A 20,076-nucleotide genomic window follows, 5' to 3' on the forward strand; every position below is an offset into this window, starting at 1 on the left:
AAAAAAATCAGAATCAAAGTGCCATTATCCATGGTGAATCCCTCGAAGCTTCTATACTCGCTTTCATAGGTCATCGCCTCAGGCTGTGACGTGACTCTATGACGGGACATGCTATGGAATGGCTTGGGTTGCATTTCTTTACCGACCTTCCGGAAAAAGGGCATTTATTACTCAATTGCAGTCATAACCCCTTTCTGGTGCTGTTGGCTTACCTGGTCGCTTGCGCGGCCGGGTTCGGCACGCTGGATATGGCCGAGCGGGTCGGGCATGTGGAAGACCCCACCGCCCGGCGGCATTGGCGCTGGCTGGGTGCCGGGTGCCTGGCGGGCGGAATCTGGTCGACCCACTTCATCAGCATGCTGGCTTTCCAGGCCCCAATCACTATTCATTACGATCTGATTCTGACGTTCGCCTCGTTGGCGATCGCCTTGATCGCTTCGCTATTCGCCATGCAAACCCTCAGTCACCCGCACCTGCGGTTCCATCAATACTTGCTGGCGTCGGCCTGGATGGGGCTCGGCATCGCCCTGATGCATTATGTCGGTATGTCAGCCATGCGCTCCCAAGCCCTGGTGTACTTCGAATCGGGGTTGTTCATAGCGTCGGTGGCTATCGCCATTGGCGCCAGCCTGGCCGCGTTGTTGTTGTCCAACTACCTGCGCAACGGCGCCGGCATGTTTCATCAATTGCTCAAGTACGCCGCCAGCCTGACGCTGGGCGCCGGCATTATCAGCATGCACTTCACCGGCATGGCCGCCATGCAGATGGTGATTCCCACTGGCGCTGATCTGTCGTCTCCGCTGGACAACAACCCCATTCAACTTGGCCTGTCGGTGGCGGTGATCACGCTGCTGGTCATCGGCAGCAGCATCAGCGCCGCCTTGGCGGACAAAAAACTGCAGCACAAGGAGCGCGACCTGCGCCGGGTCAACGCACTGCTCAGTGAACTCGACCAGGCGCGTGCGTCGCTGCAACAAGTCGCCCATTTCGACGCGCTGACCAGCCTGCTCAACCGCCGGGGGTTCAACCAGCTCTTCGCGGAGAAAGTCGCGGAAAAAACCGCAACCAAAGGCATGATGGCGGTGATCTTTCTGGATATCGACCACTTCAAGCGGATCAACGATAGCCTGGGGCACGATGCCGGCGACCAGCTGCTCAGCGTGTTGGCCGGGCATATCAAGGGCTCGGTGCGCAGTCATGAAGATGTGGTGGCGCGCTTTGGTGGCGATGAGTTCTGCATCCTGATCAACATCCACCACCGCGATGAAGCGCGCCACATGGCCCAGCGCATCATGCAAAAGATGAAAGACCCGATCGAACTGGCCGGGCGACGCATGGTAATGACCACCAGCATCGGCATCAGCGTGTTCCCCGATGATGGCCTGACCTGCGAAGAGCTGTTGAAAACCGCCGACCTGGCGCTGTACCAATCCAAGGATAGCGGGCGCAATAACCTGAGTTTCTTCAGTTCCAACCTGAAAACCCGCGCTTTCCTTGAGTTGCAATTGGAAGAGGAACTACGCACGGCCTTGCGTGCGCGCAACCAATTGGTGCTGTTCTACCAGCCGATCTTCGACATGAAGCTCGGCAAGGTCACTCGCCTGGAAGCCTTGGTGCGCTGGCAGCATCCGCAACACGGGCTGCTGGCGCCGGACCGTTTTATCGGCATCGCCGAAAGCAATGGGCTGATTGCCGAACTGGATCACTGGGTGCTGCGCCAGGCATGTCACGACCTGAGTTTGTTGTCCGACCGTGGCTACACCGGGCTGACCATGGCCGTGAACTGCTCAGCCTTGAATCTGGCCCGTGATGAATTGGCGGATGAGATCGAAGACGCCCTGCGCTTTGCCGGGATTGCCGCCAACCGCCTGGAGCTGGAGGTTACTGAAAATGCGTTGATGGGCAATATCAGCAGCACCCTGGCGCTGTTGCGGCAGATTCGAGCACTGGGTGTCTCCCTGTCCATCGATGACTTCGGCACGGGCTACTCATCCCTGGCCTACCTCAAGCGCCTGCCGTTGAACACCTTGAAGATCGACCGTTCGTTCATCCAGGACATTCCCAAATCCACCGCCGATATCGAGATCGTCCAGGTGATTATCGGCATGGCCCACACCTTGCACCTGCAGGTGGTTACCGAAGGCGTGGAAACCCAGGCGCAATTCGAACTGCTGCTCAAGCATGGCTGTGATTTCGTGCAAGGCTACCTGCTCAGCCCGGCGGTGCCTGCCAGTGACATCATCGGTGTGATGCAGGGCATCCAGATGCGCAACCCGCTCCACTCGCTTAGCGCGGAAGGTAACAAGGAGGCCCCCCCATCGAAAGAGCCCGCCCCGGGACGTACCGGCTCGACCTCTATCGTGAGGCCAATTCGCTGACGCCGACTATTTGGCATTTCGCCATCATTTGGTTAAAGAACGCCGACGAACGGCCGATTCATCAGAGTCCGGCCGGAATTCCCCTGTAAACACTTGGGCTCAACCTAGCCGCCCCGGACTCAGACGCACTGTAAAGTCGCGAACTCTCATTCCGTGATGGCTCCTCGATTTTTGCGGCCATCCGTCCAGGTACATGGCGCCCAATGACTTCCAAAAACAGCTCCGCCACCGTAATCCCCGACGTGTTGCCTACAGAGCCTGCGGAAAAGCCCGCCGGTTCCAAACCTGTGAACAGCGCCCGCCCGCTGGCCACCCAACAGTACTTGTACTTCACCGAGACCAATACCGATCGCATCCTCGACAACCTCGACGGCCTGCGCGACATGGTGTTCCCACGCCCGCCCCAGCAGGAAGGTGACGGTGCCCCGGGCCATGAGCAGGAATTCCCGTCGGCGTGCCTGATCGGCCTGGGCCGCTGCGGCTCGAACATTGCCTTGGACGTGGCGGAGTTGGTGTACAACGCGCGCAAGTTTTACTTGAACGAATTCAGTGCCGAGGATAAGCCTCAATTCAAAAAGAGCCCTGTAGACAAGGGTTACAGCCCAACCCAATGGATTCGCAACAACCTGCGCCTGGGCGGCGGCAAGACCACCAAGCCGGTCTTCCTGGTGGAACCCTTGGTGATGCTGGGCGACCTGGACAAAGACATTGCCGGGCGCATCCGTTTCTCGCGCAAAGGTGAGAAAAGCGGCTTTTTGCGCGACTACAGCAAGATGAAAATCATGGACCTGTCGGAAGTCCATGCCGGTGGCGCCGGTAACGCGCCGATCCTGGGCCAGTACCTGGCCAAGATCATCCTCAACAAAGACACCCAGCGTTTCTCCAGCCCCGACTGGAAGATGATTCACTCGTACCTGATCGACTCCTGCGGCATCAAGGCCAACCAGTCGCGCCTGTACTTCTCGATCTTCAGTGCCGGCGGTGGCACCGGCTCGGGCATGGCTTCAGAGTTCGGCCTGGCCCAGCAACACTCGTACATGAACAAGACGTTCGACACCAAGCCCGCCGACGAACACGACAGCAAGAGCGGCCATGCGTTTGTGTTCGAGCCGATCTTCACCAGTGGCATCTGTGTGCTGCCGAATATCTCCGACCACCGCAGCGAAATGTCCGAAGCCCTGCACATCAACGCCGGCCGGCTGCTGTGCAAGTATCTGTCAGAAGAGTGGGATTTCTCGTACAACTTCGCCAATGAAGACAGCAGCGAAGCCAGTGTGAAAGGTCGCATCCGCCCATGGAACGCAATGATGCTGATCTCCAACGACATCATGCGTTACGCCGAAGAGAGCGATGACGGCAATATCCAGAACATTGATGTCAATGCCATGGAAAAACATGCCAACCAGTACATTTCCCAACAGATCTTCAACATTCTCACCGCCCAGGCGGTGACCACCGACTACGACCAGAACTACTTCCGGCGCGCCGGGATCGACATCGGCGAGACCATTCGCCTGGATGCCAACGACCTGTTCATGAGCCTGGCCGGCCCGGTGGCGATTGCCTACGCCGAATCCGTGGTGCCGGAAACCCCGGTACCATCGAACGACAAGTTCAAGGTGTTCGACAAAGAGCCGCAGCGCCTGAACATCGATGACCTGTTTTTCCGCTCCATCGACCTGCCGCACTTCAACAAGGTCACCCAGGCCATCGAAGGCATCAGCCTGCTGCCGATTGAGTCCAAGCGTTATCGGGCGTCGCTTGAGCAATACAAGAATTCCGGCTATGACGCGGCGGCGCTACATGACCTGCACTTCTTCAAGAACTGCTCGTCGGTAGTCTCCATCGTATCGCTGCCCAAGGATTACAAGCTGTCCTACATGGACCTGAACCGGCTCAAGACCCATCTCAACAGCCTGTTTCCCAACACCACGCTCAAGCGCTATGCGTTGGTGATCGGCGCATCGGCCAACCTGTCGCTGACCACACTGATCGCCAAGAGCCCGTGCCTTTCGGATGACTTCCTGACGCTGATCGTCGCCTTTATCAAGCGCTGCTTTGCGCGTAATCCTTACCGCTTCGATGACACGCTGGACAATTCGATCCTGGACTTCATCATCCACGAGGACTTCGACGAAGACCGCATCGATGAGTTGCTCAATGAGTTCGAGAACCCAGCGAAAATCCTCGATACCAACTGGTATGCGATCAAGCCGATGTATGAGAAGAAATACCGCGAGTTGATCAACGACAAGGAAAAGTTCGTGTCGATCAACGACATTCGCCTGTCACGGGATTGCGTGAAAAAGGCAATCAAATATCTGCGTGAGATTTATCGTCACCGGATTGGCAAGACCAAGGTTATTTCGTTGAATAATCATACCGGCAAGACGGCTTAGGCTTTTGTGGTGAGGGAGATTGCTCCCTCACCACGATGATTTGCTCATCTTCTGAAACAATTCGCCCGGCACTCAGCCAGCGTCAAAACTGTTCCCGTGACGTTTACGTCACCCTCACCTGTGACCTTTCTCCACGGCAAGATGCCATCACCGTGTCAGCGGTTACTCGGCTACACACTTCACCCATGAAAAAACGCGCACCTTTTTCGTGCAGACTTTTCTTACGCCGCCCTTTCCTGGATCAGAATCCACGGCGAAACCACCACTGCCCACAAGCCCGGATCACGCGCGACCAGGTCCAATGCCCGCGTCGCAGACACTTCGCCCAGGCTCCCCGCAGCCAGCCAATCAGCGACTTTCTCGCGGTTATCCTCGGCCATTGCCTCGGCTGCCTCGATCAAATCCAGGCCTGCATCGACCCACAATAGGGCACCCTTGGCAAAGAACGGCTCAAGCTCCTTCCAGGAAATTTCGGCGGTTTCACCGAGCAGCTTGGCATAGAGGGTGCTAGGTTCTTGCGTCATGGGAATCCACCTGAAGAAAAAATCGGCGCAATCATAACGTCGTGCCTTTCGTATAAAAAGCCAGGTAGAAAAACCCAGTTGCAAATGAGGCATCGATAGAAAATGTCAGGAAAGCCAAGGATTGCCCGGAACTCTGGCATCACCGCGCCGCAATTCTGTCTTTTTCTTTCATTTAAGCGACACGCTCGAGCTTTGCCCCCAGCAGCCAGCTTTTCAAGCGATCAACCGGCGCTCTACACTGTACCGGTACAGTTGCCAGGGCACTGCCGGGGGATATTCGAGATATCCGATCCGGTTCTGCAGCTCACAAGGCCGCTAGAACTATAAAAAATACAACAGTAAGAGTGGAGCACTATGAATAAGGCTACTAAGCAGATTTCCAAACTGTTTGCCGCTATGGTCCTGGCTGGGGTTGCCGGCCATTCGTTCGCAGCCGACACCATCAAGATCGGCATCGCAGGGCCCAAGACCGGTCCGGTGACGCAATACGGCGACATGCAATTCATGGGTGCCAAGCAAGCCATCGCCGACATCAACGCCAAGGGCGGCGTAGACGGCAAAATGCTTGAAGCCAAGGAATACGACGACGCTTGCGATCCTAAACAAGCTGTTGCCGTCGCCAACAAAGTGGTCAACGACGGCGTCAAGTTCGTGGTCGGCCACCTCTGCTCCAGCTCCACTCAACCAGCCTCCGACATCTATGAAGACGAAGGCGTGATCATGATTACCCCGGCTGCCACCAGCCCGGAAATCACCGCCCGTGGCTACAAGCTGATCTTCCGCACCATCGGCCTGGACAGCGCCCAAGGCCCGGCAGCCGGCAACTACATCGCCGATCACGTGAAGCCGAAAATCGTCGCTGTACTGCACGACAAACAGCAGTACGGTGAAGGCATCGCCACCGCCGTTAAACAGACCCTCGAGAAAAAAGGCACCAAGGTTGCCGTCTTCGAAGGCCTGAACGCCGGCGACAAAGACTTCTCCTCGATCATCCAGAAGCTCAAGCAAGCCAACGTCGACTTCGTCTACTACGGCGGCTACCACCCTGAGCTGGGCCTGATCCTGCGCCAAGCCAAGGAAAAAGGCCTGAACGCCAAGTTCATGGGCCCAGAGGGCGTCGGCAACGACTCCATCTCGCAAATCGCCCAGGACGCTTCCGAAGGCCTGCTGGTGACCCTGCCTAAATCCTTCGACACCGACCCGGCCAACAAAGCCATCGTTGAAGAGTTCGCCAAGAACAAGCAGGACCCAACCGGTCCGTTCGTGTTCCCAGCCTACTCGGCCATTGAAGTGATCGCCGGCGGTATTACCGCTGCGAAGAGCGAAGACACCGCCAAAGTGGCAGCCGCCATCCACGCGGGCACCTTCAAGACCCCTACCGGCGACCTGAGCTTCGACGCCAAGGGCGACCTGAAGGACTTCAAATTCGTGGTCTACGAATGGCACTTCGGTAAACCAAAAACCGAAGTTTCCCCTCAGTAAGCCAGGCGTTACTGGTCCACAAGCCCACTGTGCAAGCAGTGGGCTTTGTTTTACGAGGTTTATGGGCCTGACACCCGCGATCCGGGCGCTGGCTCACCTGAAAATCTTAAAACCGTCACCAGCGGTTCGCTGGCAAACGCTCTGTGCAAATGTGCTCAAAGAACACAGCACGGGGCCGGAACATGACTCCACCAGTGAAATGCGTATCGGGTTTTTAGGAGCGCTGTAATGCCTGAGATCTATCATTTTTTCCAACAGCTGGTTAATGGCCTGACCATTGGCAGCACCTATGCCTTGATAGCCATTGGCTACACAATGGTTTACGGCATCATTGGAATGATCAACTTCGCCCATGGCGAGGTGTACATGATTGGTTCCTACGTGGCCTTTATCGCCCTTGCCGGGTTGGCCATGATGGGTATCCACTCCCTGCCGCTGTTGATGACCGCCGCGTTTATCGCGTCAATCGTTGTAACCAGTGCCTATGGCTACAGTATCGAGCGTGTTGCCTACCGTCCCTTGCGTGGCAGCAACCGCTTGATCCCACTGATTTCCGCCATCGGCATGTCGATTTTCCTGCAGAACACCGTATTGCTGTCCCAGGATTCCAAGGACAAATCCATCCCCAACCTGATCCCGGGGAGCATCTCCTTCGGCCCAGGTGGTGCGGAAGAAGTCTTGATTTCCTACATGCAGATCCTGGTCTTCATTGTCACCCTGGTGGCCATGCTGGGCCTGACCCTGTTCATCTCCCGCTCCCGTCTGGGCCGCGCCTGCCGGGCCTGCGCCGAAGACATCAAGATGGCCAACCTGCTGGGCATCAACACCAACAACATCATCGCCCTGACCTTCGTGATCGGCGCCGCATTGGCGGCTGTCGCGGCGGTACTGCTAAGCATGCAGTACGGCGTGATCAACCCCAACGCCGGCTTCCTGGTGGGGCTCAAAGCCTTTACCGCGGCGGTCTTGGGCGGCATCGGCAGTATCCCGGGCGCCATGCTCGGCGGGCTGGTGCTGGGTGTGGCCGAAGCCTTTGGCGCCGATATCTTCGGCGACCAGTACAAGGACGTCGTGGCGTTCGGCCTGTTGGTTCTGGTGCTGTTGTTCCGTCCGACCGGCATCCTGGGCCGTCCGGAGGTTGAGAAAGTATGAGCAGATATCTTAAATCGGCGTTTTTCAGCGCCTTGCTGGTATGGGCCGTGGCCTTTCCGGTACTCGGCCTCAAGCTGAGCATTGTCGGCATCAACCTGGAAGTGCATGGCACCGGTCCCGTGACGCTGAGCATCATCGCCCTGTGCTCGGTACTGATGTTCCTGCGCGTGCTGTTCACCCAGCAGGTCGGCGCCCTGTTCAAGGGCAACCGTGGGCCGTTGGTGTCGCCCAAGGTCAGCCAATTCCTGACCCTGCCGCGCACCCAACGCTACATCATCATCGGCCTGATCATCGCCGCCCTGATCTGGCCGTTCTTCGGCTCGCGCGGCGCGGTCGACATCGCCACCCTGATCCTGATCTACGTGCTGCTGGGCCTGGGCCTGAACATCGTGGTCGGCCTGGCCGGCCTGCTCGACCTGGGTTATGTGGGCTTCTACGCCGTGGGTGCCTACACCTACGCGCTGCTCTCGCATTACCTGGGCTGGAGCTTCTGGATCTGCCTGCCACTGGCGGGGATGGCGGCGGCGACATTCGGCTTCCTGCTGGGCTTCCCGGTGCTGCGTTTGCGCGGTGACTACCTGGCCATCGTGACCCTCGGTTTCGGTGAAATCATCCGGTTGTTCCTGCGTAACCTCACCGATATCACGGGCGGCCCCAACGGCATCAGCAGCATTCCCAAGCCGACGTTCTTCGGGCTGTCGTTCGACCGCACCGCGGCCGAAGGCATGCAGACCTTCCACGAGTACTTCGGGATCGACTACAACCCGGTGAGCAAAGTGGTGTTCCTGTACCTGGTCGCGCTGTTGCTGGCACTGGCGGCCCTGTTCGTGATCAACCGCCTGCTGCGCATGCCGATCGGCCGCGCCTGGGAAGCTTTGCGCGAAGACGAAATCGCCTGCCGGGCTTTGGGCCTGAACCCTACCGTCATCAAGCTTTCCGCCTTCACCCTGGGCGCCGCATTCGCCGGTTTTGCCGGCAGCTTCTTTGCGGCACGCCAAGGGCTGGTGACGCCCGAGTCGTTCACCTTCATCGAGTCGGCGATCATCCTCGCCATCGTGGTGCTGGGTGGCATGGGCTCGCAGCTGGGCGTGATCCTGGCCGCAATCGTGATGATCCTGCTGCCAGAAATGATGCGTGAGTTCAGTGAATACCGCATGTTGATGTTCGGCGCCCTGATGGTGCTGATGATGATCTGGCGACCTCAAGGCCTGCTGCCCATGCAACGTCCACACATGGAGCTGCGCAAATGAGCCGCGAGATCCTGAAAGTCGAAAATCTGAGCATGCGCTTTGGTGGCCTGCTCGCGGTCAATGGCGTGGCCCTGACTGTTAAAGAGAAACAAGTGGTAGCCCTGATCGGCCCGAACGGCGCCGGCAAGACGACGGTGTTCAACTGCCTCACCGGTTTCTACAAGCCCAGCGGCGGCAGCATCCTGCTGGATGGTCAGCCGATCCAGGGGCTGGCCGGCCACGAAATCGCCCGCAAGGGCGTGGTGCGCACCTTCCAGAACGTGCGGTTGTTCAAGGACATGACGGCGGTCGAGAACCTGCTGATCGCCCAGCATCGCCACCTGAACACCAACTTCCTGGCGGGTCTGTTCAAGACCCCGGCGTTCCGCAAGAGCGAGCGTGAGGCCATGGAATACGCGGCGTATTGGCTGGACAAGGTCAACCTCACCGAGTTCGCCAACCGCCCTGCCGGCACGCTGGCCTATGGTCAGCAACGTCGCCTGGAGATCGCCCGCTGCATGATGACCCGCCCGCGGATTCTCATGCTCGACGAACCGGCCGCCGGCCTGAACCCCAAGGAAACCGAAGACCTCAAGGCGTTGATCAGCGTGTTGCGTGAGGAAAACAACGCCACGGTGTTGTTGATCGAGCACGACATGAAACTGGTCATGAGCATTTCTGACCATATCGTGGTGATCAACCAGGGCACGCCGCTGGCCAACGGGACGCCGGAACAGATCCGCGATAATCCGCAAGTGATCAAAGCCTATCTGGGGGAAGCGTAAAATGCTGCAATTCGAAAACGTTTCCACTTTCTACGGAAAGATCCAGGCCCTGCACAGCGTCAACGTGGAAGTGCGCCAGGGTGAAATCGTCACGCTGATCGGCGCCAACGGGGCCGGCAAGTCGACCCTGCTGATGACCTTGTGCGGTTCGCCCCAGGCTCATAGCGGCAGCGTCCGCTACATGGGTGAGGAACTGGTGGGCCAGTCGTCGTCACAGATCATGCGCAAGAGCATTGCCGTGGTACCGGAAGGTCGCCGCGTGTTCTCGCGCCTGACCGTGGAAGAGAACCTGGCCATGGGCGGGTTCTTCACCGACAAGGGCGACTATCAGGAGCAGATGGATAAAGTGCTGCACCTGTTTCCCCGGCTCAAGGAACGCTTCAGCCAGCGCGGCGGCACCATGTCCGGCGGCGAGCAGCAAATGCTCGCCATCGGCCGGGCGCTGATGAGCAAACCCAAGCTGTTGCTGCTGGACGAACCCTCCCTGGGCCTGGCGCCGATCATCATCCAGCAGATTTTCGACATCATCGAACAACTGCGTAAGGACGGTGTGACGGTGTTCCTGGTGGAACAGAACGCCAACCAGGCGCTGAAGATCGCCGACCGTGCCTATGTGCTGGAAAACGGCCGGGTGGTGATGCAGGGTACTGGCGAGCAGTTGTTGACCGACCCGAAAGTGCGTGAGGCGTACCTGGGGGGTTAAGAAACGGCTCTGAATGTGGGAGTGGGTTTGCTCCCGATAGCGGTGTATCAGTCAATGCGCAACTGACTGAACCACAGCTATCGGGAGCAAGCCCACTCCCACTTTTTTTGCGCTGTCTGAAATTATTTTCGGCCGGCTTGTAACAAAAATCATTGTGCTACCTCTAGTGGAGTAAGCAGGCAATCAAGCCTGCCACAACCATCCACTGCTGGAGATACACCATGACCACCAAGACCCGTTCGCTGTCCGCCGCTACCCTCATTCTGGCCCTGGGCTCAGCCCTGAGCCTGTCCACCCTGGCCACCACCGCCCATGCTGCCGATGACATGCAGAAATGCTTCGGCGTCGCCGAAGCCGGCAAGAACGATTGCGCCGCGGGCGCCGGCACGACCTGCGCGGGTACCTCCAAAGTCAAGGATCAGGCCAATGCCTGGAAACTGGTCCCCGCCGGCACCTGCGCTAAAACCCCAAGCTCCACCTCGCCGACTGGTTTCGGCCAGGAAGCTGCATTCACCGCCAAGTCTTGAAACCCGCCACAACCTGAGTACGGACGATGACGCTTTCACACCAACACAGGGTCTCTCCCGCTCAGGTGCCCGGCCTTCCCCCCAAGGCCGGGCTGGGGCTGAAGAATGAGCATTTCATCGAAGTGCTCGAGACCTCGCCCGACATCGGTTTTTTTGAAGTACACGCCGAAAACTATATGGTGGCCGGCGGCCCGTTTCATCACTACCTGGGCTTGATCCGCGAGCAGTACCCACTGTCATTGCATGGCGTGGGGCTGTCCATCGGTGGCGAAGGCCCGCTGAACCGTGAGCACCTGGCACGGTTGGCCACGCTGATCGAGCGCTATCAACCCCACTCTTTTTCCGAGCACCTGGCCTGGTCCAGCCATGGCCCGGTGTTTCTGAATGACTTGTTGCCCCTGGCCTACGACACCGCGACCCTGAACCGGGTGTGCGAACACGTCGATCAGGTACAGAACGCTCTGAAGCGCCCCATGCTGCTGGAGACCCCGTCGACGTACGTGCAGTTCCAGCGTTCGACCCTGGACGAGGCGGACTTCATCAGTGAAATCATCCGTCGTACGGGCTGCGGCCTGTTACTGGACGTCAACAACGTCTACGTATCGTGCATCAATCACCAACGTGACCCGCTTGCCTACATCAACGCACTGCCGTTGCATGCGGTGGGTGAGATCCATCTGGCTGGTTTCGCCGAAGACACTGACAGCCTGGGTGATCGCCTGCTGATAGATGATCACGGCGCGCCCATCGATAACGCGGTGTGGCAATTGTATGAGCAGGTACTGACACGCACCGGCCCGATCGCCACGTTGATCGAGCGGGATAACCAGGTACCGGCCTTCCCTGTGCTGCTGGGCGAAGCGCAACAGGCCGAGTGGCATCTGTCGCAGGTCACCCCATGAGCCATCACGATGCGTTTACCCGTGCCCTGCTCTCACCGGACCTTGCCTGCCCGGATGGCCTGTTCAGCAGCAACGGCGCCGACCCGGCCAGCCGTTTTATGGTCTATCGCAACAACGTCCACAGCGCGTTGATCAACGCCCTGGTAACGGCTTACCCCGTGACGTTGCAATTGGTCGCAGAGGAATTCTTCCGTGCCATGGCCGGCCTCTTCGTGCAGGCGTGCCCTCCCACCAGTCCGCTGATCAGCGAATACGGCGGTGCGTTTGCCGCGTTCATCCAAGACTTCGGGCCGGCCGCCAGCGTGCCTTATCTGGCCGATGTCGCACGGCTGGAACGGCTACGGGTGCGCGCCTATCACGCCGCCGATGCCACGCCAATGGATCGACAAGCCATTTTGCTCGCACTGCAAGCTGAAACCGAATTGGGGAGCCTGCGTCTGCAACTGCATCCGTCCCTTGCCACTTTGGACTCTGCCTACGCCATTGTCGGCATCTGGGCAGCGCATCAGTCCGAAGAAGCTACTACCGACTTCAACCCCTGGCATGCCCAAAGTGCCTTGGTGTTACGCCAAGGGTTGTCAGTCAACGTGTTCGCCGTCGACCCAGCCACGGTCGCGTTCATCAACCATCTGAACCAAGGCGCGGAGCTTGAAACGGCAGTGGAATACGCCCTCGACGTGTCGGCCGAATTCGACCTGCACCAAAGTCTGAACCTGCTGATCAACCACGACGTCATCACTCATCTGCACACAAAAGAAAAGGGTTCGCCATGAACATATCCCCCTCGTGCCTGGTTAAACAGGTCATTGCGCTGTTCGAAAAAATCCCCTACAGCCTGATCGCTTTTCTCGCACGCTTCTCCATCGCTGCGGTGTTCTGGAAATCCGGGCAGACCAAAGTCGAAGGCTTTGCCATCGACCTGATCAGCGGCACCTTCCAGCTGGGCGAACCGCGCCTGGCCGCATCCACCCTGCCGCTGTTCCGCAGCGAATACCACGTCCCCTTGCTGTCGCCGGAGGTGGCGGCGCATATGTCTGCGTTTGCCGAACACTTCTTCCCGGTACTGATCCTGGTGGGTTTTGCCACGCGCTTCTCGGCGTTAGCGCTGATTGGCATGACACTGGTCATTCAGCTCTTCGTCTACCCGGAAGCCTATCCGACTCACGGCACCTGGATCGCGATACTGCTGTTGTTGGTCGCCAAAGGGCCAGGTCGCCTGTCCATCGACCACCTGATCGCCCGTCGCTACCGCTGAAGTCGATCCAGGGCCTGGCCGCTGCGCTTGAACCACTCCACCAGGTAATCGGCCAACACCTGGGTACGACGCGGCAGCCCGCCCTGGTAAGGATGAACCAGGTACATCGGCATACTGCGTGTCGAATAGTCACGCAGCAGCCAGCGTAAACGGCCGTCAGCTAATTCAGCAGGCAATACGTAGGACGGTAACCGCGCGACACCTGCCCCCACCAGGGCAGCCTTTTTCAGCAGGTTGTAGTGGTTGGAGGCGAAGGTGCCGCTGACCCGCACCCGCAACAGCTCGTGCTGCTGGTGGTACAACCATTCCTCACGCCCGCTGTAGTGGCTGTTGAGCAGGCAGGTATGTGTCGTCAGATCCGCTGGGGTCAACGGCTCACCATGCTGTTCCAGATAGGCCGGGCTGGCGCAGGTCATCTCGTGCCAGGCGAGCAAGGGCTTGGCCACCAAGCGTTCATTCTCGATGGCGCCCGAACGTACGCCCAGATCAAAACCGTCCCGGGCCAGGTCCCGATAGCTGTTGTTCAGTTCCAGCTCGATCTGCACCTGCGGGTATTGCTTGGAAAACTCCAGCAGCAATCCATCAAAGAAGGTTTCACCCAACGACACCGGAACCGTCATACGCACCGGCCCGGCAAGATCATCCTTGAGTCGCGCCAATGCCTGACGGGCGCGCTCCACTTGCACCACCAGCGCTTGAGCCTGCGGCAACAATGCCGCGCCGGCGGCGGTGAGGCTGAGCTTACGGGTGGTGCGATGCAGCAACACCACGCAAAACTGCGCTTCCAACTGGCTGATACGCTTGGACAGTTGGCCCTTGCTGCACCCCAACTGCTCGGCTGCCACGGTAAAGCTGCCGGCTTCGATCAGAACGGCAAACGCCGCCAGGTCATCCATCTCGCTCATGGATTGTTTCCATTTGAAAACCAAAGGTTGCCCATTAGCGCGTTTATCCACTCAAAAAGCCACACTAGACTGAACCTTCATTTATCTCCCCGGAGGAACAGCACGATGAAAATCCTATTGATTGGCGCCAACGGTACGGTCGGTTCAGCCGTCAAGGCGGAACTGGCGCAGCGTCACGAAGTGATCAGCATCGGTCGCAGCAGCGGCGACTTCCAGGTGGACATCAGCGACAGTGCGTCCATCCGCAAGCTGTTCGAGCAGACCGGCAAATTCGATGCGCTGGTCTGCGCCGCCGGCAGTGTGAGCTTCGTACCACTGGGTGAGATGAGCGAAAGCGATTTTGAACTGGGCCTGCGGGACAAGCTGATGGGCCAGGTCAACCTGCTGCTGATCGGTCGTGAATACGCCAACGACGGTGCCTCGTTCACCTTCACCAGCGGCATCCTCAACCGCGACCCGATCCGCACCGGAGCCTCGGCGGCGCTGGTCAACGGCGCACTGGATGCCTTCGTCAAAGCAGCCGCGATCGAATTGCCACGCGGCCTGCGCATCAACTCCGTCAGCCCGACCGTCTTGTTGGAAGCCATGGGCAGCTACGCGCCTTACTTCCGTGGCTACAAGCCGGCGCCTGGTGCAGATGTGGCACTGGCCTACGCAAAAAGCGTCGAGGGACTGCAGACGGGGCAGACGTTTATCGTCGGCTGATTTTCAGGTCTGTAAGAATCTCCTGAAGCAGGGCGCGGGACTTGTGATGCCGCCCCAGCCTGCGTAACGTGACGGCACTTGTCTGGAGACCCGATAATGCGCGCCGCCCGTACCCTCGCCCTGTTTGCCTTGCTTCCCCTGTTCGCCGCCTGCCAGATGTTCGAAAGCGAACCGGCCAAGCCGTCTACCGCCGGCCTGACCCGTATGCAGGGTGAATTGACGGCAGTAGACGGCAAGCTGTTGTTCCAGCCGTGCAACGACCAGCGCAACTATGTGGTCAATGACACCGGCGGTACCAGCGTGCTGCAGGAAGCCGCCTCGCTGGCCGGCCAGCAAGGTAAGCTGTTTGCCGACTTGCGCGGCAAGTTCTCCGGGGTTGCCAGCGGCACCCAGGGCTCGGTGGAACTGCAACAGCTCTATCGCGTCGAGCGCTCGACATCGGCCTGCAACGATCCGGATTTCAAACGCATGATCTTGCGCGCCAACGGCCATAAACCAGCCTGGGCCATGAACGTCACCGCCAAGGGCATGGTGCTTGAACGCGAAGGCCAGCCGCCCTTGGCGGTGCCTTATGTCGAAGAGCAGATCGGTGATGGCCGCTTCAACCTGATGACCGAAGCCAACAACCAGCACGTCGAACTATGGGTGGCACCGCAGCGTTGCGTGGACAGCGTCAGCGGCAGCCTGCAACACATGACCGCCGAATTGCGGGTCAACGGCCAGGTACAGCGGGGTTGTGCGGCGTTTGGTGGTTCGCGGGACGACTGATTCAGCCCTGCGCTGTTTTAACCTGACGGAAAACTGCCATTGGGGCTTATAATCGCCGGTTTGCAAAACAGCCGGCCTCCTTGCCCGCCGCCTACCGGACCCTGTCATGTTACGAATCACCGAACTCAAGCTGCCCATCGACCATCCCGAAGAAGACCTGCGGCTCGCCATCGTGCAGCGCCTGGGCATCGCCAGTGATGACCTGCTCGATTTCACCCTGTTCAAGCGCAGCTACGACGCGCGCAAGAAAACGTCGGAGCTGTGCTTCATCTACACCATTGACCTGAACGTAAAAGGCGAAGCCGCCCTGCTGCTCAAGTTCGCCGACGACCGCAACGTCAACCCGGCTCCGGACGTCAGCTACAAAATGGTCGGCCAGGCTCCACAAGACCTGGTCGAACGACCGATCGTGGTGGGTTTTGGTCCTTGCGGCATCTTCGCCGGCCTGCTGTTGGCGCAAATGGGCTTCAAGCCGATCATCCTCGAGCGCGGCAAGGAAGTCCGCCAGCGCACCAAGGACACCTGGGGCCTGTGGCGCAAAAGCGTGCTCAACCCTGAATCCAATGTGCAGTTCGGTGAGGGCGGCGCCGGGACCTTTTCCGACGGCAAGCTGTACAGCCAGATCAAGGACCCGAAATTCCACGGCCGCAAAGTGCTGCACGAGTTCGTCAAAGCCGGCGCACCGGAAGAAATCCTCTACGTCAGCAAGCCGCACATCGGCACCTTCCGCCTGACCGGCGTGGTGGAAAACATGCGCGAGCAGATCATCGCCCTGGGCGGTGAAGTGCGTTTCGAGCAGCGCGTCACCGACGTGTTGATCGAAAATGGCCAGTTGAACGGCGTGGTGATCGATGGCGGCGAGCAACTGCTCTCCAAGCATGTGGTCCTGGCCTTGGGTCACAGCGCCCGCGATACCTTCCGCATGCTCCACGAGCGTGGCGTTTACATGGAAGCCAAGCCGTTCTCCGTAGGTTTTCGCATCGAACACCCGCAGTCGCTGATCGATGCCGCGCGCCTGGGCAAATACGCCGGGCATCCGAAACTCGGCGCCGCCGACTACAAGCTGGTACACCACGCCAAGAACGGCCGTTCGGTCTACAGCTTCTGCATGTGCCCGGGCGGCACAGTAGTCGCAGCAACGTCCGAGCCAAACCGCGTGGTCACCAACGGCATGAGCCAGTACTCGCGTAACGAACGCAATGCCAACTCCGGCATCGTGGTCGGCATCACGCCTGAAGTGGACTACCCAGGTGGCCCGCTGGCCGGTATCGAGTTGCAGGAGCGCCTGGAGTCCCACGCCTACATCCTCGGCGGTAGCAACTATGAAGCGCCGGCACAGTTGGTGGGTGATTTCATCGCCGGCAAGCCCTCCACGGCCCTTGGCAGTGTGGAACCGTCCTACAAGCCCGGCGTAGCACTGGGTGATTTGGCCCTGGCCTTGCCGGACTTCGCCATCGAGGCCATCCGCGAAGCCTTGCCGGCATTCGAAAAGCAGATCAAAGGCTACTCGTTGCACGATGCGGTGCTGACCGGTATCGAGACCCGCACTTCGTCGCCGTTGCGGATTACCCGTAACGAGTCGTTGCAGAGCTTGAACGTAAAAGGCCTGTTCCCGGCCGGCGAGGGCGCAGGTTACGCCGGTGGGATTCTGTCGGCGGGTGTTGACGGCATTCGCATTGCCGAGGCGTTGGCCCTGGATATGTTGGCCAGCTCAGGCTGAAGTTGCGAGTTTTTAGCTGAAAGCTGCAAGTCAAAGCCGGTATTGAGCCTGTTCTTTCTTGCAGCTTTGCAGCCTTTCTCAGATGTTTGCGCGCAGGATGCTATCCGGCAACGGCTCGCCTCGCTCGACACTGGCCGCAACCGCGGCAATAAGCCCTTCCAATGCATATCCCTGGGCTGCCAGCCACGCTTGGTCGTAATACGTGGTGGCATAACGCTCTCCCCCATCGCACAAGATCGCCACGATCGACCCCGACTCTCCCGCCGCTTTCATCTGCTGCGCCGCCACCAGGGCGCCAACCAGGTTGGTCCCGCTGGAGCCGCCGACCCGACGCCCCAGACGCTCGGCCAGGTAATGCATGGCCGCCAGCGACAAAGCATCCGGCACCTTGACCATCGCATCAATCACCTTGGGCAAAAACGACGCCTCGACCCGTGGCCGACCAATCCCTTCGATCCGAGAGCCACAGTCCAGGCGCAAACTGGCGTCGCCACTTTGATAAAAGTCGAAAAATACCGAACGCTCGGCATCCGCGCACAGCACCCGCGTGCAATGCTGGCGGTAACGCACATAGCGTCCCAGCGTCGCGGTGGTGCCGCCGGTGCCGGGGCTTGAGATCAACCAGCTCGGTTCCGGGTGATGCTCGAAACGCATCTGCTGGAAGATCGATTCGGCAATGTTGTTATTCGCCCGCCAGTCCGTGGCCCGCTCGGCGTAGGTGAATTGGTCCATGAAGTGACCGCCGCTTTCCTTCGCCAGGCGTTCGGACTCGGCGTAGATCTGCGTCGGATCCTGTACCAAATGGCTTTTGCCACCATAGAAGGCGATCTGGGCGATCTTTTCCTGGGACGTGGTAGCCGGCATGACCGCAATGAACGGCAGGCCAAGCAGGCGGGCAAAATAGGCTTCCGAGATGGCCGTCGAACCGCTGGAGGCCTCGATCACCGGTGCGCCCGGCTTGAGCCAACCATTACACAGCGCGTACAGAAACAGTGACCGGGCCAGCCGATGTTTCAGGCTGCCCGTGGGGTGGCTGGACTCATCCTTGAAGTACAACTCGATACCCGGCAGCCCCGGCAATGGCAACGGGATCAGGTGCGTGTCGGCGCTGCGCTGGAAGTCCGCTTCAATGATGCGAATGGCTTCGCGGGCCCAGGTACGGTGGTCGCTCATAAGATGGTTCTCTAAAGATTTCAGCCGAATTCTAGGGGGTTTCCTACACTGCACACAGATACAGTGAGGACTCAATTAGACACACAATTGCTCGGCTTTGGCGCAGTACCGGTCCTGCCCCTCGCTTATAACAAATAAGAATATAACTTTTGTTTTAACAACTAACGGTACGGGTTAGGGTACCCACCTATTGACCCTTGGATTGGAGAGCAACCTTGCCTCTGCGTAGCACTTTCACCCGTTTCTTCCAGCTGGAAGCCGCCAGCGGCCTGTTGTTGATCGCCGCTGCCGCCTTGGCGCTGATCATTAACAACTCACCGTTGTCGCACCTGTATAACGCCTTTCTCGAGGTGCCGGTGGTGGCCCAGGTCGGCGCGCTGAAAATCGCCAAACCCGCCCTGCTGTGGATCAACGATGGCCTGATGGCCCTGTTCTTCCTGTTGATCGGCCTGGAAGTGAAACGAGAACTCCTCGACGGTCATCTGTCCAAGCCGTCGCAAGTGGTGTTGCCCGGTGCCGCGGCCATTGGCGGCATGGTAGTGCCGGCGCTGATCTACTGGGCGATCAACAAGGACTACCCTGCCGCCATGTCCGGCTGGGCGATCCCCATGGCCACCGATATCGCCTTTGCGCTGGGCGTCCTGGCGCTGCTGGGCAAGCGGGTGCCGGTGTCGCTGAAACTGTTCCTGATGACCTTGGCCATCATCGATGACCTCGGTGCCATTATCGTCATCGCATTGTTCTACTCCGCCGATCTGTCCGGTGCCTCACTGGCGGGCGCGGGCGCTTGCCTGATTGCGTTGATCGCGATGAACCGCCTGGGGGTGATCAAGCTGGGGCCATACTTGATCGTTGGCCTGATCCTGTGGGTGTGCGTGCTCAAGAGTGGCGTGCACGCCACGCTGGCCGGCGTGACCCTGGCATTCTGCATCCCGATGCGCACCAAAAATGCCGAACCCTCGCCCCTGCTGACCCTTGAACACGCCCTGCATCCCTGGGTGGCCTACGGCATCCTGCCGCTCTTCGCATTTGCCAATGCCGGTGTATCTCTCGCGGGCGTCAGCCTCGACAGCTTCACTCACCACGTACCCCTGGGTATTGCCGCAGGCTTGTTGATCGGCAAGACCCTGGGCGTGTTCGGCCTCACCTGGCTCGCCATCAAGACCGGCCTCGCCGCCCTGCCCAGCGGCGCCAACTGGGGCCAGGTATTCGGTGTGGCGATCCTGTGCGGCATCGGCTTCACCATGAGCCTGTTCGTCGGCTCCCTGGCGTTCGTGCCGGGCGCCAGCGAGTTCGCGGGTGAAGACCGAATGGGAATCCTGACTGGATCGATCCTGGCCGCCTGTATCGGCTATGCGGTGACGGCGATGGCCAGTCGCAAGAAAGCCTGAGCCCGTTGCAGGAGCCGGTAGCCGGCTCCTGCTCTCCACCTCTCCCCCCCTTCCGATCACATGTCCAGATGTTCACAT

18 protein-coding genes are annotated in these 20,076 nt (G+C 59.3%); 15 read left to right on the top strand and 3 right to left on the bottom strand.

Annotated elements, in window-relative coordinates; translation table 11 throughout:
* The first annotated feature begins 113 nt into the window (after positions 1–113).
* The gene (locus EXW71_RS08850) at positions 114–2,378 is read left to right on the top strand and encodes a bifunctional diguanylate cyclase/phosphodiesterase (protein WP_134658049.1); all 2,265 of its coding nucleotides are present in this window, start codon (positions 114–116) and stop codon (positions 2,376–2,378) included.
* A gap of 203 nt (positions 2,379–2,581) precedes the next feature.
* Positions 2,582–4,777, top strand: a complete 2,196-nt coding sequence (locus EXW71_RS08855) for a hypothetical protein (protein WP_134658052.1) — start codon at positions 2,582–2,584, stop codon at positions 4,775–4,777.
* 221 nt (positions 4,778–4,998) lie between these two features.
* On the opposite strand, the gene EXW71_RS08860 is transcribed toward EXW71_RS08855, so the two are convergent.
* Positions 4,999–5,301: a DUF2288 domain-containing protein gene (locus EXW71_RS08860; protein WP_123714947.1), complete on the bottom strand. Its 303-nt coding sequence runs from the start codon at positions 5,299–5,301 to the stop codon at positions 4,999–5,001.
* Positions 5,302–5,655: 354 nt separating this feature from the next.
* On the opposite strand from EXW71_RS08860, the gene EXW71_RS08865 reads away from it, so the two are divergent.
* The 9 genes from EXW71_RS08865 (at position 5,656) to EXW71_RS08905 (ending at position 13,336) form a co-directional block, all read left to right on the top strand.
* Positions 5,656–6,783 carry a branched-chain amino acid ABC transporter substrate-binding protein gene (locus EXW71_RS08865; RefSeq protein WP_123714946.1) on the top strand — a complete coding sequence of 376 codons (1,128 nt, stop codon included), beginning with the start codon at positions 5,656–5,658 and terminating at the stop codon, positions 6,781–6,783.
* Positions 6,784–7,011: 228 nt separating this feature from the next.
* Positions 7,012–7,935 (top strand): high-affinity branched-chain amino acid ABC transporter permease LivH, encoded by a 924-nt coding sequence (gene livH / locus EXW71_RS08870; protein WP_123714945.1) that lies wholly within the window; start codon positions 7,012–7,014, stop codon positions 7,933–7,935.
* Positions 7,932–9,185, top strand: coding sequence for a high-affinity branched-chain amino acid ABC transporter permease LivM (locus tag EXW71_RS08875; RefSeq protein ID WP_134658054.1), 1,254 nt, complete (start codon positions 7,932–7,934; stop codon positions 9,183–9,185). Before livH ends, EXW71_RS08875 begins: the two co-directional genes overlap by 4 nt.
* Positions 9,182–9,949: a high-affinity branched-chain amino acid ABC transporter ATP-binding protein LivG gene (gene livG, locus EXW71_RS08880; RefSeq protein WP_123714943.1), complete on the top strand. Its 768-nt coding sequence runs from the start codon at positions 9,182–9,184 to the stop codon at positions 9,947–9,949. Before EXW71_RS08875 ends, livG begins: the two co-directional genes overlap by 4 nt.
* 1 nt (position 9,950) lies before the next feature.
* Positions 9,951–10,652 (top strand): ABC transporter ATP-binding protein, encoded by a 702-nt coding sequence (locus EXW71_RS08885; protein ID WP_123714942.1) that lies wholly within the window; start codon positions 9,951–9,953, stop codon positions 10,650–10,652.
* Positions 10,653–10,873: 221 nt separating this feature from the next.
* Positions 10,874–11,179 carry a DUF2282 domain-containing protein gene (locus EXW71_RS08890; protein ID WP_123714941.1) on the top strand — a complete coding sequence of 102 codons (306 nt, stop codon included), beginning with the start codon at positions 10,874–10,876 and terminating at the stop codon, positions 11,177–11,179.
* 26 nt (positions 11,180–11,205) lie between these two features.
* Positions 11,206–12,081: a DUF692 domain-containing protein gene (locus EXW71_RS08895; RefSeq protein WP_134658056.1), complete on the top strand. Its 876-nt coding sequence runs from the start codon at positions 11,206–11,208 to the stop codon at positions 12,079–12,081.
* Positions 12,078–12,854: a DUF2063 domain-containing protein gene (locus EXW71_RS08900; protein ID WP_134658058.1), complete on the top strand. Its 777-nt coding sequence runs from the start codon at positions 12,078–12,080 to the stop codon at positions 12,852–12,854. Before EXW71_RS08895 ends, EXW71_RS08900 begins: the two co-directional genes overlap by 4 nt.
* Entirely contained in the window at positions 12,851–13,336 is a 486-nt protein-coding gene (locus EXW71_RS08905; protein ID WP_123714938.1) for a DoxX family protein, read from the top strand. Before EXW71_RS08900 ends, EXW71_RS08905 begins: the two co-directional genes overlap by 4 nt.
* Here the strand turns inward: EXW71_RS08905 and EXW71_RS08910 are convergent.
* On the bottom strand, positions 13,327–14,241 hold the full coding sequence (locus EXW71_RS08910) for a LysR family transcriptional regulator (protein ID WP_134658061.1): 915 nt from the start codon (positions 14,239–14,241) through the stop codon (positions 13,327–13,329). The genes EXW71_RS08905 and EXW71_RS08910 overlap by 10 nt on opposite strands.
* A 105-nt stretch (positions 14,242–14,346) precedes the next feature.
* On the opposite strand from EXW71_RS08910, the gene EXW71_RS08915 reads away from it, so the two are divergent.
* From EXW71_RS08915 to EXW71_RS08925, 3 genes are all read left to right on the top strand, one after another.
* A complete protein-coding gene (locus EXW71_RS08915) occupies positions 14,347–14,946 on the top strand; it encodes a short chain dehydrogenase (protein WP_134658063.1) in 600 nt (199 codons plus the stop codon).
* A gap of 96 nt (positions 14,947–15,042) precedes the next feature.
* Positions 15,043–15,714 (top strand): COG3650 family protein, encoded by a 672-nt coding sequence (locus tag EXW71_RS08920; protein ID WP_134658065.1) that lies wholly within the window; start codon positions 15,043–15,045, stop codon positions 15,712–15,714.
* A 106-nt stretch (positions 15,715–15,820) separates the two neighbouring features.
* Entirely contained in the window at positions 15,821–17,434 is a 1,614-nt protein-coding gene (locus EXW71_RS08925; protein WP_134658067.1) for an NAD(P)/FAD-dependent oxidoreductase, read from the top strand.
* A gap of 78 nt (positions 17,435–17,512) precedes the next feature.
* Here EXW71_RS08925 and EXW71_RS08930 read toward each other — a convergent pair whose 3' ends face one another.
* On the bottom strand, positions 17,513–18,607 hold the full coding sequence (locus EXW71_RS08930; protein ID WP_123714933.1) for a PLP-dependent cysteine synthase family protein: 1,095 nt from the start codon (positions 18,605–18,607) through the stop codon (positions 17,513–17,515).
* A gap of 215 nt (positions 18,608–18,822) precedes the next feature.
* Here EXW71_RS08930 and nhaA point away from each other — a divergent pair, with 215 nt between their 5' ends.
* Positions 18,823–19,998, top strand: coding sequence for a Na+/H+ antiporter NhaA (gene nhaA, locus EXW71_RS08935; RefSeq protein WP_134658069.1), 1,176 nt, complete (start codon positions 18,823–18,825; stop codon positions 19,996–19,998).
* The last annotated feature ends 78 nt before the right edge of the window (positions 19,999–20,076 follow it).

It is taken from the genome of Pseudomonas sp. BCA17, from assembly GCF_004519405.1.
Lineage (GTDB): Bacteria > Pseudomonadota > Gammaproteobacteria > Pseudomonadales > Pseudomonadaceae > Aquipseudomonas.

Coding starts and splice junctions, on each gene's coding strand:
- EXW71_RS08860 (WP_123714947.1), bottom strand. CDS start 5,301: ATGACGCAAGAACCTAGCACCCTCTATGCCAAGCTGCTCGGTGAAACC.
- EXW71_RS08885 (WP_123714942.1), top strand. CDS start 9,951: ATGCTGCAATTCGAAAACGTTTCCACTTTCTACGGAAAGATCCAGGCC.
- EXW71_RS08855 (WP_134658052.1), top strand. CDS start 2,582: ATGACTTCCAAAAACAGCTCCGCCACCGTAATCCCCGACGTGTTGCCT.
- EXW71_RS08930 (WP_123714933.1), bottom strand. CDS start 18,607: ATGAGCGACCACCGTACCTGGGCCCGCGAAGCCATTCGCATCATTGAA.
- livG (WP_123714943.1), top strand. CDS start 9,182: ATGAGCCGCGAGATCCTGAAAGTCGAAAATCTGAGCATGCGCTTTGGT.
- EXW71_RS08875 (WP_134658054.1), top strand. CDS start 7,932: ATGAGCAGATATCTTAAATCGGCGTTTTTCAGCGCCTTGCTGGTATGG.
- EXW71_RS08920 (WP_134658065.1), top strand. CDS start 15,043: ATGCGCGCCGCCCGTACCCTCGCCCTGTTTGCCTTGCTTCCCCTGTTC.
- EXW71_RS08850 (WP_134658049.1), top strand. CDS start 114: ATGGAATGGCTTGGGTTGCATTTCTTTACCGACCTTCCGGAAAAAGGG.
- EXW71_RS08890 (WP_123714941.1), top strand. CDS start 10,874: ATGACCACCAAGACCCGTTCGCTGTCCGCCGCTACCCTCATTCTGGCC.
- EXW71_RS08900 (WP_134658058.1), top strand. CDS start 12,078: ATGAGCCATCACGATGCGTTTACCCGTGCCCTGCTCTCACCGGACCTT.
- EXW71_RS08910 (WP_134658061.1), bottom strand. CDS start 14,241: ATGAGCGAGATGGATGACCTGGCGGCGTTTGCCGTTCTGATCGAAGCC.
- EXW71_RS08895 (WP_134658056.1), top strand. CDS start 11,206: ATGACGCTTTCACACCAACACAGGGTCTCTCCCGCTCAGGTGCCCGGC.
- EXW71_RS08925 (WP_134658067.1), top strand. CDS start 15,821: ATGTTACGAATCACCGAACTCAAGCTGCCCATCGACCATCCCGAAGAA.
- EXW71_RS08865 (WP_123714946.1), top strand. CDS start 5,656: ATGAATAAGGCTACTAAGCAGATTTCCAAACTGTTTGCCGCTATGGTC.
- EXW71_RS08915 (WP_134658063.1), top strand. CDS start 14,347: ATGAAAATCCTATTGATTGGCGCCAACGGTACGGTCGGTTCAGCCGTC.
- EXW71_RS08905 (WP_123714938.1), top strand. CDS start 12,851: ATGAACATATCCCCCTCGTGCCTGGTTAAACAGGTCATTGCGCTGTTC.
- livH (WP_123714945.1), top strand. CDS start 7,012: ATGCCTGAGATCTATCATTTTTTCCAACAGCTGGTTAATGGCCTGACC.